Genomic DNA, 14,519 nt, shown 5'->3' with positions numbered 1-14,519 from the left:
AACCGACCAGAGCTTCGCAGCCATCATCCTTCTCGCAGCCGCCGTCATCAACTCGCGATGAATCTCAACAAGCCTTAGTGCATGTCGCCCAAAAGTGATCTCGGTTTTGGGAGAACGACATGCTTAAAAACAAAGACCTCAAGCGCGTTGCATGAATCCGCTTCGACGCGACGCGCTTTGGATCGTTTTCGCTTACGTCAGAAGGGGAATGGCCCGCGCTGACTATCGCCGCATCTTTTGCCGCAGCATGGCCTTCACATCAGGCCATTCGGAATCGATGATGCTGAACCGGACGGAATTGCGCTTTCGCCCATCCGGCATGATCCGCTCATTGCGAACGATTCCTTCCTGTTTTGCCCCTATTCTCAAAATAGCGGCTCTCGACGCTTCGTTGAGTTCGTCGGTGGTGAATTGCACGCGAACACATCCCATCACCTCAAATGCATGCGCCAAGAGAAGGTATTTGGCCTCGGTATTCACGCCCGATCGCTGAACCGAACGGCTGAGCCAGGTGTGCCCAATCTCTAATTTCCTATTCGTACGGTCGATCTTCCAGAACCGTGTGCTCCCGCAGATCGCTCCTGTGCCGCGCAGGATGATTGTATAGGGCATGACAGTCCCGGCCTGTCGTCCAGTCAGAGCGCTGGCAACATAGCCATCGATCGTGGCTGGCCCGGGGACCACGGTGGCTTTCAGGTTCCACAGCTCACCGTCGGCGGCTGCACAGACAAGTCCCTGCGAATGCGCCGGCTGCAGGGGTTTCAGTTCAACAATTTCACCGACCAGGGCGAGTTGCCTGGAGTGGATATCCATTTCCAATGGTCCTCGATTCTCTGGCCGGCGGTCATCGGGAGACAAATCGAGGGCGGATTCCAATTTCAGGCAGTCTCCAAAGCCAGCTCGCTGATGTCACTGTCTAATTGGGATTGCGTCAGAGCCGCCTCCGCCATGACCCATTGTTTGAAGAGCAGCACCTTGCGTGCGGCAAGGCTCTTGTGGGGGGAAACAAAATACCAACCGGCCGTGTTCGGATGATGGACGGCGAAGGGAGCCACCAATCTCTCGGCGTGGATGTCGCTGGCCATGTAGGCGCGGTTGGCGACGGCAAAACCCATTCCGGCGTTGGCCGCCTCGTAGGACATCATGCACGAGTCGAAATAGATGCTTTTGGTCTCGCTGAGCACGAAGCTGGCGCCGGCGAAACCAAGCCAGGATTGCCAGTTCTGGGTGCAGGTGTCGGAGTGCAGCAGCGTGAAGTGCTTGAGATCGTCCGGTGTCACTTTTGACAGCGGCCTGTCGCCGAGAACCTCACGGAACAGCTTGCGGCTGCACACCGGTGTCAGGTCTTCCCGAAACAGCAGATCGGACGGTAGCCCGTTGAAATGGCCGTCGCCATAGCGGATTTCGAGATCGAAATCCGAGGTCGTGAACTCATGCGTCGCGTATAACGTCGAGACCCGCATCACGATATCGGGATATTGCCGCTGGAAAAGCGGCAGGCGCGGAAACAGCCAGCGCGCGGCAAAGGTCGGTAGCACGGATATCTTCAGCACATGTTCCTGCGATTGCCCGGTTGCTTCCATGCTGGCAGCGACGATCCGCTCCAGCGCCTCGCGAACGCGCGAGACATAGGTTTCGCCCTCCGGCGTCAACGACACGGCATTGCCACCGCGTTGGAATATCTTGAATCGCAGCTGGTCCTCCAGGCTCTTGACACGCTGGCTGACCGCCGAAGCGGTGATGAACTGCTCCTCGCCAGCACGCGTGAAATTCCCGTGCCGTGCAGCACTTTCCACGATTTTCAGGGAATTGAGGTTGACCTGACTGAGCAGACGCACGGTTTTCGACCTTAAGCTGGGCTTACACTAGCACCAGCATTCCTAATTTTACAGGGGGTGCTAATTTAATCGACTGTTTACCAAGTGTTTGCCCCCCACTTGGAGAAGTACAATGAACGCACATACCATCCCCGAGCTGCGCTATGCGATGAGCCGCGAGGCCATCATCGGCCACGAAACCGCCTGGAAAGTGTCGAGTTTCGGCGTCGCGCAGTATCGGCATGGCTATGACCCGGCGCTGCTTGCGGCAATCGAGGAGGCTGCGCTGCAGCTCAAGGCCAGCCACGCCGTGCACAAGCACCTCGATCTGACTTTCATCACCGGCGCCGACCGTTTCATCCCCGAAATCAGGGAGTTGCTGCACGATAAGCTCCGCCTGGAACGCCTGTCCGACATGATGGGCACGAAGCTGGAGCCCTATCCGCTGTCGATCGTCGGCTCGACCGTCACCTTCATGAATCCCAGGGACGGTGCCGTCGAATGGCATTGCGACGGCGTTCCGGTCACCGAACTCATTCCGCTGTCGATCAGCGATCCGCTGGTCGGCGGGCATCTCGAAATTTATTGCGACGACTCCGAAACCGGTCGCGCCATCCTTGAATCCGGCAGCGAGATCCCGCGCAACCGCATCATGCGCATCGACCACAAGATGCACTACGCGACACTCGGGCAGTTCCTTGGCGTCCTGCATCGCACTGCGCCGATCCAGTTCGGCGAGCGTGTCACCCTGGTGCTCAATCAACGCTCGGTCGCCAAGCCCTATGTCGACGACAACAGAATGTTCTACCTTGCCGCAGACAACGATCACGACCGCGAGTGGGTCAACGAGCTGGCCGAAGACGTCTGGACCAACCAGTTGCCCGCCTATCGCCGCTTCGAGGCAGAGCGCCCCGTGCCGGTGCTGCCCGAGGCGCCGTTCCCCGGCGGTGCAAGGGAATCGTGGTGACCAGCCATCATGGCTCCGTCCGGCCGCAGCCGCCCCTTGCCTCGATGAGCCGGGGGTCGGCCGTGGCTGACAGACCGGAAGGGAGCCTGTCTCGGGCCGCGCGGAACCGGCCTGGCTCCAGGCTGGCCCTGGCCTTCGCCGCTGGCGCGGTCGCACTTTGGGCGACCAACGCATTGGTCGGCAAGGCGCTGTTGGCAAGCCATCCAGTGTCGCTGGTGCAATGCCTGCAGTTCTGCGGGGCGACCATGGTCTTCGCCTTGATCCGCCTGATCGGCGCCGCGCGGGAACCCGCCATGCCGCGCCATGCGGGTCTCGTCGCGGCACTGGCGCCATTCGTGGTCGGCTTCGTCGGTCTCGTCGGCACGATGATCCTGCAATATGTGGCCTTCGCCTCGATGTCGGTGATCGAGGCGAACCTCGTCGCCTACACCTGGCCCCTGATGGTCGCGGCGGCGGTGATCGCGTTCGAGAACCCGCAACGACCCACGGTGCTGGGCCTTGCCGCGGCCCTTGGGTTTGCCGGCGTCGTGCTTGTCATCTCGGGCGGGCGCGGCCATTCCTGGTTTCAGGGCAACCTTGTCGGCTATCTCGCCGCCTTCGGATCGGCGCTGTGCATGGCCTTCTATTCGATCCTGGTGGGGCGGCTCGCCGTCTCAGCGGACCGTCTTTTGCTGCCGTCCTCATTGATCGGCGTGGCCGTGACATTGCTGTGGTGCATCCATGACGGCGCAACCTTGCCCGCTGCTGCCGACCTTGCGCTTGGGCTCTATCTTGGTGCTGGCCCGATGGGCCTGGGTTATTATTTCTGGTCGCGGGCCTTGAAGCTCGAGGATCGCGGCAAGGTCGCGGTTATCGCCTATCTCACCCCGATCGCTTCGACACTGCTTCTGGTCCTGTCCGGCGAACGGCTCACGATGACGGCCATCGCCGGCGCGATCCTTGTCATTGGCAGTTGTATTGCCGTCGGTGTGGAGCGTTCGGAGGCCGAAAATCATGTTTGACGACAACGAACGTCTGGCCCGCAGGGAAGCGCACTGGCTGATCAAGGAATTTGGCGCCGAGGCGCCACTTTACGCGGCGATGAAGGCTGAAAAGGCGATCGAGCAGAAGGATTTCGGGCGTTGTGCCCGTTGGAGGCGTATTCTTGAGATATTGGCTGACGGCCGCACAACCAAGTCTGCTGCCTTGAAGTATTAGATTTTCTAATTTGCCCGATGTCGATTTCCCATAAAAATAGTTGATGTCAAGTCTTGATTCGTTTTGGGACTGGGCGGTCCGTTGGGGGACGCGGTTCAGGCGATACATCGACAAAAGTCTTCTATGGGGTGGATGACTTTGTCGCAAATAGGATGAAAGAATTGTCAAATATCGAGGATAAGACCGTTATCGAGCTTACGGCCGATATTGTCTCGGCCTATGTCGGCAACAATCCGCTTCCGGTCTCCGGCCTGCCTGACCTGATCGCCAGTGTCAGCGCCTCGGTTCGAAAACTGGCTGGTGCGGCTGTCGCGGAAAGCCCAAGCCTGGTTCCGGCTGTAAACCCGAAAAAGTCGGTGTTTCCCGACTACATTATCTGCCTGGAGGACGGGAAGAAGTTCAAGTCGCTCAAGCGACACCTCAGGACAGACTATGGCCTAAGCCCGGATGACTATCGGGCCAAATGGGGTCTGCCGCCGGACTATCCGATGGTCGCACCGAACTATTCGGCCACCAGGTCCGCGCTCGCGAAGTCGACGGGACTTGGCCGCAAGCCGGCCGCGGCGCCGGCCACCGTGGCCAAGGCGACGAAGCGTGGCAAGGCGACCGCCTGAGGGTCTGCTGGCCAGTATGGCAAGCCACTGAGCGGCTGCCCTGACGGCGCAATCGCGCGCGCCGTTTTCGGGCCTTGTGCGTTCAACTGGCCGGCAGGGCCTTGCGAAGCGTTGATGTCCGGTGCAAAAGCGCCGCCATGCTGATCATCAACGACCTTTCACTCCGCATGGCGGGGCGCCTGCTTCTCGACCACGCCTCGCTGACTTTGCCGGCCGGCACCAAAGCCGGCCTTGTCGGCCGCAACGGCACCGGCAAGACGACCCTGTTCAAGGCGATCACCGGCGATTTTCCCTCCGAGACCGGCTCGATCAGCCTGCCGAAGAGCACGCGCATCGGCCAGGTGGCGCAGGAGGCACCCGGCACCGAGGAGCCGCTGATCGAAATCGTGCTCAAGGCCGATGTCGAGCGCACGGCTCTGCTCGAAGAGGAAAAGACGGCGACCGATCCGCACCGGATCGCCGATATCCATATGCGGCTGGCCGACATCGACGCCCATTCCGCGGAGTCCCGCGCGGCCACCATCCTGGCCGGCCTGGGCTTCGATGACGCGGCACAGCGCCGCCCGGCTTCGTCCTTCTCCGGCGGCTGGCGCATGCGCGTGGCGCTGGCCGCCGTGCTGTTTTCCGAGCCCGATCTTCTGCTGCTCGACGAGCCGACCAACTATCTCGACCTCGAAGGCACGCTATGGCTGGAAAATTACGTGTCGAAGTATCCGCACACCGTGCTTTTGATTTCGCACGACCGCGACCTGCTCAACCGCGCCGTCAACTCGATCGTACACCTCGACCAGAAAAAGCTGACCTTCTGGCGCGGCGGCTATGACCAGTTCGAGCGCCAATACACTGAACAGAAGGAATTGCAGGAGAAGGGCCGCGTCAAGCAGGAGGCCGCCCGCAAGCACATGGAGTCCTTCGTCGAACGCTTCCGCGCCAAGGCTTCCAAGGCCAGGCAGGCGCAGTCGCGCATCAAGGCGCTGGAAAAGATGAAGCCGATCGCGGCGATCGTGAACGATACGGTGCGGCCGTTCTCCTTCCCGGAACCGGTCAAGACGGTGGCCTCGCCGATCGTTGCGCTGAACAACGTCAATGTCGGCTATACCGAGGGCCAGCCGATCCTGAAGAAGATGACGCTGCGCATCGATGCCGACGACCGCATCGCGCTGCTTGGCGCCAACGGCAACGGCAAGTCGACCTTCGCCAAGCTGCTGTCCGGCCGGCTCAAGCAGGAGACCGGCACCATGACGGTGGCGCCCGGGCTGAAAGTGGCGATCTTTGCCCAGCATCAGCTCGACGACCTTCGTCCGGAGGAAAATGCCTATGAGCATGTCCGACGGCTGATGCCGGAGGCGCCGGAATCTAAGGTGCGCGGCCGTGTCGCCCAGTTCGGTCTGTCGACCGAGAAGATGAACACACCCGCCAAGGATCTCTCGGGCGGCGAGAAGGCGCGGCTTCTGATGGGGCTGTCGGCCTTCGAGGGCCCGAACCTGTTCATCCTCGACGAGCCGACCAACCATCTCGACATCGACAGCCGCGAATCGCTGATCCACGCGCTCAATGAATTTCCCGGCGCCGTGATCCTGATCTCGCACGACCGCCATTTGCTGGAAGCGACCGCCGACCGGCTCTGGCTGGTCAAGGACGGCGCGGTCAACCCGTATGATGGCGACCTGGAAGATTACAAGACTTTGGTCACCGGCGTGTCCGGCGACCGCCGCGAGCGGCGCGAGGCAGACAAGGCGTCAAAGGCCGACCGCCGCCGCGAGGCGGCCCAGCGCCGCGCCGCCTTCGAGCCCCTGGCCAAGGAAATCCGCGCCACCGAAGCGTTGATGGATCGCATCCGCAAGCGCATCGACGGCATCGAGGACGAACTGGCCAACCCGGCGATCTACGAAAAGGATCCGTCGACCGCGACACGGCTGGCCAAGGAGCGTTCGCAACTGGCCCACACGCTCGCCGGCCACGAGGAGAAGTGGCTCACCATGTCGGCCGAGTACGAGGAAGGCACGGCGGAGTAGGGGGAGCCTCTTCCTTCTCCCACAAACAAGGGGAGAAGGGAACGCGCCATCTGGCTCTACACGCCGTGCCCGAAACCCGCTAGACAAACGCCATGAACCAGCACGCCAAGCTCAGGATCGGCTATTCGGCCTGTCCGCATGATTGCCCGTCGACCTGCGCGCTCGAGGTCGAACTGCTCGATGGCTACCGCATCGGCCGCGTCCATGGCGCGAAGGCCAACACCTACACATCCGGCGTCGTCTGCGCCAAGGTCGCGCGTTATGCCGACCGCGTCCATCACCCCGAACGGCTGCTGAAGCCTCTGGTGCGGGCCGGCGCCAAGGGCGACGGCGTCTGGAAGGAAGCGAGTTGGGAGGCCGCCCTCGATCTGGTCGCCGAAAAGTTCGTTACTGCCGAGGAGAAATACGGCTCGGAGACGGTCTGGCCCTATTTCTACGCCGGCACGATGGGGCTGGTGCAGCGCGACGGCATCGACCGGCTGCGGCATGCGAAGAAATACTCCGGCTTCTTCGGCTCGATCTGCACCAATCTGGCCTGGACCGGCTGGATGATGGGAGCGGGTGCGCTACGCGGTCCCGACCCCCGCGAAATGGCGAAATCCGACTGCGTGGTGATCTGGGGCACCAATGCCGTGGTCACACAGGTCAATGTGATGACTCACGCCATAAAGGCGCGCAAGGAACGCGGCGCCAAAATCGTCGTCATCGACGTCTATGAAAACGCGACCATGAAGCAGGCCGACATGGGCCTGATCCTAAAGCCCGGCACCGATGGCGCGCTGGCGTGCGCGGTCATGCACGTTCTGTTCAGGGAAGGTCTGGCGGACCGTGCCTATCTCGAAAAATACACCGACGACCCTGCCGGGCTGGAAGCACATCTCAAGCCCAGGACACCGGAGTGGGCGGCAGGCATCACCGGGCTTTCGGTGGCCGAGATCGAGGCCTTCGCCCGTCTCGTCGGCACGACGAAAAAGACCTATTTCCGCCTTGGCTACGGCTTTGCCCGCCAGCGCAATGGCGCGGTCAACATGCATGCCGCGTCTTGCATCGCCGCTGTCATCGGCAGCTGGCAATATGAGGGCGGTGGCGCCTTTCATTCCAATTCCGGCATCTTCAAACTCAACCAGGAGGTGCTGGAGGGCACGCGCATGCGCGATCCCTCGATCCGCTATCTCGACCATTCGCGCATAGGTCCGGTGCTGACCGGCGCCACCGATGCGCTCTATGGCGGCCCGCCGGTAACGGCGATGCTGATCCAGAACACCAATCCGGCGAATGTCGCGCCCGAGCAGCGGCTGGTGAAGCAGGGGTTTCTGCGCGACGACCTGTTCTCCTGCGTGCATGAGCAATTCATGACCGATACGGCCAAGCTTGCCGATGTCGTGCTGCCGGCGACGATGTTCCTCGAGCACGACGATCTCTACAAGGGTGGCGGCAACCAGCACATCACGCTCGGCCCCAAACTGATCGATCCGCCGGAAGGGCCGCGAACCAATCATTTTGTCATCGAACAGCTGGCCGAGCGCCTGGGCGTCGCCGACCGCCCGGGCTTTGGTCTTACCGAGCAGCAGCACATAGACATCATTCTCGGCAAGCGCGGGCTGGGCAGCTTCGACAGCTTGAAGGAACAGAAGTGGGTCGATCTGCAGCCGGACTTCGAGACCGCCCACTACATCAGGGGCTTTGGCCATCCCGACGGAAAATTCCGCTTCCGCGCCGATTGGACCGGCCAGCCGGCCCCCAACCGGCCGCCGAGGAGCATGGGACTGTTTGGCCCCGTGGAACGCTTGCCTGAATTTCCCGACCATGTCGACCTGATCGAGGTGGCGGACGAGGCGCATCCGTTCCGGCTGACGACCTCGCCGGCGCGCAATTTCCTCAACTCGACATTCTCGGAAACGCCGATATCGAAAGCCAAGGAAGGCCGTCCGGAACTGCTTCTCCACCCCGACGATGCCGCCGCTCACGGGCTGACGGAGGGCGACCGTGTCGAGATCGGCAACCAGCGTGGTGAGGTGGTGCTGCACGCCAGATTGTTCGACGGCATCAAACGCGGCGTGGTGATCGCCGAAGGCATCTGGCCAAACAGCGCGCATGAGCGCGGCGAGGGCATCAACGTGCTGACCGGCGCCGACGCGCCGGCGCCCTATGGTGGTGCGGCCTTCCACGACAACAAGGTCTGGCTGCGCAAGGCGCAAGAACTCGGCGCCGGCTGAAACCGTCAAATGCTTTTGCTGTCGAGGATCCTCGGCATGATGCTGAAGACAGGGCGCCTCGTGGATTGAGAAGGCAAAGCGCGGCCGTAATGCGCCAAATCACACCGGCAAGATTTCGGCGGCCTTTTTCCTGTTCAGCCGGAGCCGGACGTCGTCGGCGATCGCCTGCGCTTCGATCCCGATTTCGCGCAGCAATCCGGTGACTGCGTTGTGGAAACCAACAAGGTAAAGGCCGAGATCCGAAGCTTGCGCGGTAACGCCGCTGCGGTCTGGCTGGATGCCGGGCTCCAGGAATTTGGCATAGCCCGGCCGGAAACCGGTGGCGAAGATGATCGTGTCGAATTCGCTGTGCTTGCCGTCGGCAAAACGGGCGCCGCGTTGCGAGATCTCTGCGATATCGGGCGCAACCTTGATCGCGCCTTCCCGGATCTTGCCGATGGTGCCCACATCGATCACCGGTATGCGCGATGCGATCGCAATCTGTTCCAGCAGTCCCTGTCTCGGCCGTCTGAGCCCATATGTCTCCAGCCTGCCCATCACCAGGTCGAGGATAATGGGGAAAAGAACATCGTTGAGGCGTCGCGGCCCCAGGCGCGTCGCCATGCCGACCATTTGAATAGGCACGCCGAACAGTTCGCGTGGCACGACATGAACGCCGCCGCGCACGGAAATCGTCGGTCGTGCGCCGCTTTCCGCCAGATCGAGCGCAATCTCGGCGCCCGTGTTGCCCATGCCGATGACCAGCACCGACTGGCCGGCGAAAGGCTCGGCATTGCGGTAGTCGGCGCTGTGCAGTGTCCGGCCCTTGAATGTGTCGATGCCAGCAAATCCGGGCCGCAAGGGTTCGGCATTGTAGCCTGAGGCGATCACCACATGCCTGGCGCCCAGCGAGCCGGATGTCGTGTCCACACGCCAGCCGCGACCCTCCCGGGTGATCGCCTTCACCGTTTCTCCGAAGCGGGGCTTGAGGTCGAACCGCTTCGCATAGGCATCGAGATACTCGACGAAAAGATCGCGCGGTACATAACGTGGATAGTGCTTGGGGAAGGGCACGAAGGGCAGCGACGAATAGCGCTTGGTCGTATGCAGATGGACGCGCTCGTAATGGCGCCGCCAGGCGGGCGCCGCCTGCTGCTCTTTTTCGAGAAGGATGAAGTCGACCCCGGCCTGCCGCAGGCATGCGCCAACAGCCAGGCCCGCCGGCCCGGCACCGATGATCGCAACTGGGGTGGTGTCGTCCAAGCGCGCCTCCACTGCACAATTCGCGTCCGGAGCATGTCAAAAGCATGGCAGAGCCTCGCTTCAGCTGCGCCCGGCAAGGTTCAATCCGGCAACGGCACCGTCAGCCCCACCTTGACGCGATCCATGGCCACGAAGGTGCGGAACTTGCGGACATTGTTGCTGCCGAAGAACAGCTTTCGCGTCAGCGCCTCATAGGCGCCCATGTCGGCCACGGTGATGACGAGGATGAAGTCGGCCTCACCAGTCACATAGTAGCATTGCTGCACTTCAGCCGCCGCCGAGAACTGCCGCTTGGCCGCGTCGATCAGCTCGGAGCGCTCGCTCTCGAGCTCCACTTCGACGAAGATGGTGATCGGCTGGCCGACCGCCGCCGGATCGACCACCGCGACATTGCTTGCAATGACGCCGTTCTGCTCCATGCGCTTGATGCGGCGCTGCACCGCCGGTGCCGACAGGTTGACCGCTTCGCCGATCAGTCGCTGCGGCGTGGTGTTGTCCCGCTGCAGGATGGCAAGGATGGCGAGATCAAAGCTGTCGAGTGAGCGGGGCGATGGAGGCAATGGAGACATCCTGGCGAAACAAACTTGCGTTCTGGAGGGTCAATTACAGCGCTCTTTGCGCCGATCCTGCAATATATTCTCGGCGACCCAAAAGGAGAGAGCGCCAGTGTTCCTGCTCAATCGCGATGCCCTGCACCGCCAGCCACTCATCGCCTCCGATGCCGAAACACTTGGGGTCGCCGGGGCGGACATCGTCGAGCACTTTCTTGCTCATCGCGACAATCACCTGACAACGCCGCTGCACGCCCTGCCGGCGCTGGCTGCCGAACTCGGCCTCGGTGCCTTGCATGTCAAGGATGAGGGCTTTCGTCTCGGCCTCGGCAGCTTCAAGGCGCTGGGTGGCGCCTATGCCGTATTCCGCCTTGTGCTGGAGGAAGCGGAGAAGCGGTTTGGAGGCCCTGTCGATGTCGGTGATCTCGATCGACCCGATGTTCGGGCTGTCGCCGCGACGATGACGGTTGCCTGTGCCACAGATGGCAATCACGGCCGCTCCGTCGCGCAAGGGGCTGAGCTTGCCGGTGCCAAGGCCGTGATCTTTGTCCATTCCGGTGTCAGCCAGGAGCGGATTTCGGCAATAGCCCGCTACGGTGCGGAGATGGTCCGTATCGATGGAAACTACGACGATTCGGTCAGGCAAGCCGCGAAGGTCGCGGCCGACAAAGGCTGGACCGTGGTGTCGGATACGTCGTGGCCGGGCTATGAGCGCATCCCTGGCCTGGTGATGCAAGGCTATACCGCGATCGTGCGCGAAGCGCTGCGCCAGCTCCGGGAACCGCCAACCCACGTTTTCGTCCAGGCGGGTGTCGGCGGCATTGCCGCCGCGGTGGCCGGCCATCTGGCCATCGTGCTCGGCGACGCCAGGCCGATTTTCACCGTGGTTGAGCCGGCGCGCGCCGGTTGCGTTGTCGCGGCTGCCCAGGCAGGGCGCGTGGTCAAGGTGGCGCACGACCGGCCGACGGTGATGGCCATGCTTGAATGCTATGAAGCCTCGCAAGTCGCCTGGCGCGTGCTGGCACGCACCGCCGACGCCTTCATGACCGTGGACGAGGATGACGCCATCGCGGTGATGCGCCGGCTGGCACGGCCGGCCGGCAGCGATCCGGCGATCGTCGCCGGTGAAAGCGGTGGCGTCGGCCTCGCCGGACTGATGCGGGCGGTGGCCGAAAACAAGATGGTTCTCGGGCTCGACGGCAACTCCCGCGTCCTGGTGATCAACACCGAGGGCGCCACCGACCCGCAACGTTATGCCGAACTGGTCGGCACGAACCCGGCCGACGTGCTGGCCGGCAAGCTGGCTGCCGAGGCAACACCATGATCGCGATCGATGCACCGCGCCTGCTTGGTCGCATCCGTGAGTTGGGCGCTGTTGGTCGCGACGGCGAGGGCAGGCTGATCCGGTTGGCCGCCTCCGACACGGACAGGCTGGGCCGTGATCTCTTCATCGGCTGGCTGCGCCAGGCCGGGCTTGATGTCGCCATCGACCGCATCGGCAACATTTTCGGCGTTTGGCAAAGTGCCGACAATGCAGGCAAGGCACCACTGCTCATCGGCTCGCACATCGACACCGTCATCGACGCCGGCATCTATGATGGGTGCTACGGCGTGCTCGCCGGGCTGGAGGTGATCGAGACGCTGAAGGCGTCCGGCCTTTCGCCGTCGCGCCCGCTCGCCGTCGCGGCCTTCACCAATGAGGAGGGCGTGCGCTTCTCTCCCGATATGATGGGCTCGCTGGTCTATGCTGGTGGCATCGACGTCGAAGCGGCACTCGCCGCTGTCGGGACCGACGGCAGCACGCTTGGGCAGGAACTGGCCCGCATCGGCTATGCCGGCGATCGCGAACCGGGCTTTCTCAAGCCGCATATCTATCTCGAACTGCATATCGAACAGGGGCCGGTCCTGGAGCGCGAAGGCATTCCGATCGGCGCGGTGGAAAGCCTGCAGGGAATCTCCTGGCAGCGCATCACCATCGATGGTGTCGCCAATCATGCCGGCACCACGCCGATGTCGATGCGCCGCGATGCCGGATACGCCGCGGCACGCGTGGTCACCTTCCTGCATGACCGGGCCGCGGCCTCCAACTCGCCAACGGTTGCCACGGTCGGCACGATGCGCTTCGAGCCGAACGCCATCAATGTCATTCCATCACGCGCTGTCTTCACCGTCGATTTGCGCGATCCCGACGAGCAGCGCCTGCAGGCGGAGGAGGCGGCGCTGGCGGTCTTTCTGGAACAGCTCGCCGCCGACGGCATCGCCGTGACGGTCGAAAGGCTGGCGCGCTTCGAGCCCGTTGTCTTCGACAGGCAAGTCGTCGAACTGATCGAGGCCGCGGCGAGGAAGCGCGGGCTTGTCTCGAGGCGCATGACCTCGGGCGCGGGCCATGACGCCCAGATGATCGCGCGCATTGCGCCGGCGGCGATGATCTTCGTGCCGAGCGCCGGAGGCATCAGCCACAATCCGCGCGAGCACACCGAAGATGCCGAGCTTGTTGCCGGCGCCAATATCCTGCTTGATGTGGTCACCGAACTTGCCGAGTTCGAGGGGTGAGGAAATGGCTGGACTCGATCCCGAAACACTGAAGCACGAGATGACGGGATGGCGGCGTGACCTGCATGCGCATCCCGAATTCGGTTTCGAGGAGAAGCGCACGGCAGCCTTCGTCGCGGCCAAGCTGCGCGAATTCGGGCTGGACGATGTCGTCGAGGGGATCGGCGGCACCGGTGTCCTCGGCACGTTGAAACGCGGCAGCGGCAACCGCGCCATCGCGCTGAGGGCCGACATGGACGCGCTGCGCATCGCCGAGCAATCCACCGCGCCATATCGCTCCGGCAATCCCGGAATCATGCACGCCTGCGGCCATGATGGCCACACAACGATGCTTCTTGGCGCGGCGAAGCTGCTGGCCGAGGCGGGCGGTTTCGACGGCACCGTACGCTTCATTTTCCAGCCGGCCGAGGAGTGGGGCAGGGGCGCGCTGGCCATGCTCGACGATGGCCTGATGGAGCGCTTTCCCTTCGACGAGATCTTCGGCTTGCACAATATGCCCGGCCTGCCCGTCGGGCATTTCGAGACCCGTGCCGGCCCGGTCATGTCGGCCGAAGACAATTTCGAGATCGTGCTCAGGGGGTTGGGCGGCCACGCCGCGCGGCCGCATTCGGGCCAGGAAACGCTGGTCGCCACCTGTGCGCTGGTCGTCAATCTGCAGACCATCGTCGCGCGTCGCCTGAGCCCTGCCGACATATCCGTGGTTTCGGTGACCGAACTGGTTACCGACGGCACCCGCAATGCACTGCCAGGTCTTGCCCGCATCCTCGGCGACGCGCGCAGTTTCCGCCCCGAGGTCAGCGCCGAGATCGAACGCCAGATGCGCGTCATCGCCGAAGGCACCGCTGCCGCCTACAATGTCACCGCCGTGGTCAACTATACCAGAGAGTTCGTTGCGCTGCGCAACGATGCCGAACTGGTCGACGCGGCCTTCGCCGCCGCCAAGAACGTCTTCAAGCCGGGCAGTATCGCGCTCGCCCGCGAGCCAATGACGGCGTCGGAGGATTTCGCCCGCTTCCTCGATCACGTGCCCGGCTGCTTCGTCTTTCTCGGCAACGGCGAGGCCTCGGCGCCTTTGCACAATCCGACCTATGACTTCAATGATGAGGGGCTGTTGTTCGGCGCCAATTTCCACGTCGCCATCGCCAGGCAACGGCTTGGGATTTGAACGGTGATGGATACATTCGGCGCGCTTTTGCCGGGGGAAAACGCCCGGGAAAGCCGGAAATCCGCGATGTCGCATGACGCAGGGGCAAGACTCAGCTAGCCTCTGTGTCGCGGCGGACCTGATATCCGCCTGGCCGGCGCTATCAGATTACCTCCCAAGCGGCGCCGGCCTTCTTCCTTGCG

General features: G+C 62.9%; 13 protein-coding genes. 9 read left to right on the top strand and 4 right to left on the bottom strand.

Annotation, left to right across the window (positions count from 1 at the left end):
* Window positions 1–222: 222 nt before the first annotated feature.
* Complete coding sequence (locus tag FJ930_RS07785) at window positions 223–813, bottom strand: GNAT family protein (protein WP_140738047.1); 591 nt, start codon at window positions 811–813, stop codon at window positions 223–225.
* 65 nt (window positions 814–878) lie between these two features.
* Complete coding sequence (locus tag FJ930_RS07780) at window positions 879–1,838, bottom strand: LysR substrate-binding domain-containing protein (RefSeq protein ID WP_141836497.1); 960 nt, start codon at window positions 1,836–1,838, stop codon at window positions 879–881.
* 112 nt (window positions 1,839–1,950) lie between these two features.
* Between FJ930_RS07780 and FJ930_RS30030 the strand changes: the two genes are divergently transcribed.
* The 6 genes from FJ930_RS30030 (at window position 1,951) to FJ930_RS07745 (ending at window position 8,826) form a co-directional block, all read left to right on the top strand.
* Complete coding sequence (locus FJ930_RS30030; RefSeq protein WP_181763308.1) at window positions 1,951–2,784, top strand: hypothetical protein; 834 nt, start codon at window positions 1,951–1,953, stop codon at window positions 2,782–2,784.
* Window positions 2,785–2,846: 62 nt separating this feature from the next.
* Window positions 2,847–3,785 carry an EamA family transporter gene (locus FJ930_RS07765; RefSeq protein WP_246676830.1) on the top strand — a complete coding sequence of 313 codons (939 nt, stop codon included), beginning with the start codon at window positions 2,847–2,849 and terminating at the stop codon, window positions 3,783–3,785.
* A complete protein-coding gene (locus tag FJ930_RS07760; protein WP_140610807.1) occupies window positions 3,778–3,981 on the top strand; it encodes a hypothetical protein in 204 nt (67 codons plus the stop codon). Before FJ930_RS07765 ends, FJ930_RS07760 begins: the two co-directional genes overlap by 8 nt.
* 152 nt (window positions 3,982–4,133) lie before the next feature.
* Window positions 4,134–4,595 carry a MucR family transcriptional regulator gene (locus FJ930_RS07755; protein ID WP_181763307.1) on the top strand — a complete coding sequence of 154 codons (462 nt, stop codon included), beginning with the start codon at window positions 4,134–4,136 and terminating at the stop codon, window positions 4,593–4,595.
* A 137-nt stretch (window positions 4,596–4,732) separates the two neighbouring features.
* Window positions 4,733–6,610: an ABC-F family ATP-binding cassette domain-containing protein gene (locus tag FJ930_RS07750; protein ID WP_140738060.1), complete on the top strand. Its 1,878-nt coding sequence runs from the start codon at window positions 4,733–4,735 to the stop codon at window positions 6,608–6,610.
* Between the two features lie 92 nt (window positions 6,611–6,702).
* Window positions 6,703–8,826, top strand: coding sequence for a molybdopterin oxidoreductase family protein (locus FJ930_RS07745; protein WP_141836493.1), 2,124 nt, complete (start codon window positions 6,703–6,705; stop codon window positions 8,824–8,826).
* Window positions 8,827–8,925: 99 nt separating this feature from the next.
* Here the strand turns inward: FJ930_RS07745 and FJ930_RS07740 are convergent, their stop codons facing one another.
* Both FJ930_RS07740 and FJ930_RS07735 read right to left on the bottom strand, forming a co-directional pair.
* Window positions 8,926–10,068: an NAD(P)/FAD-dependent oxidoreductase gene (locus FJ930_RS07740; RefSeq protein ID WP_141836491.1), complete on the bottom strand. Its 1,143-nt coding sequence runs from the start codon at window positions 10,066–10,068 to the stop codon at window positions 8,926–8,928.
* An 80-nt stretch (window positions 10,069–10,148) separates the two neighbouring features.
* On the bottom strand, window positions 10,149–10,628 hold the full coding sequence (locus tag FJ930_RS07735) for an Lrp/AsnC family transcriptional regulator (protein WP_141836489.1): 480 nt from the start codon (window positions 10,626–10,628) through the stop codon (window positions 10,149–10,151).
* A gap of 106 nt (window positions 10,629–10,734) precedes the next feature.
* Here FJ930_RS07735 and FJ930_RS07730 point away from each other — a divergent pair, with 106 nt between their 5' ends.
* Genes FJ930_RS07730 through FJ930_RS07720 form a run of 3 tightly spaced genes read left to right on the top strand, consistent with a single transcriptional unit; the run spans window position 10,735 to window position 14,337 of the window.
* A complete protein-coding gene (locus tag FJ930_RS07730) occupies window positions 10,735–11,943 on the top strand; it encodes a diaminopropionate ammonia-lyase (RefSeq protein ID WP_141836487.1) in 1,209 nt (402 codons plus the stop codon).
* Entirely contained in the window at window positions 11,940–13,172 is a 1,233-nt protein-coding gene (locus FJ930_RS07725) for a Zn-dependent hydrolase (protein ID WP_141836485.1), read from the top strand. The genes FJ930_RS07730 and FJ930_RS07725 overlap by 4 nt, the downstream gene beginning before the upstream one ends.
* A gap of 4 nt (window positions 13,173–13,176) precedes the next feature.
* Window positions 13,177–14,337 carry a M20 aminoacylase family protein gene (locus FJ930_RS07720; protein WP_141836483.1) on the top strand — a complete coding sequence of 387 codons (1,161 nt, stop codon included), beginning with the start codon at window positions 13,177–13,179 and terminating at the stop codon, window positions 14,335–14,337.
* The last annotated feature ends 182 nt before the right edge of the window (window positions 14,338–14,519 follow it).

The organism is Mesorhizobium sp. B2-4-15, assembly GCF_006658505.1.
Lineage (GTDB): Bacteria > Pseudomonadota > Alphaproteobacteria > Rhizobiales > Rhizobiaceae > Mesorhizobium.
The sequence above is the reverse complement of the archived record's forward strand: the minus strand, read 5'-3'. Positions and strand labels throughout refer to the sequence as shown.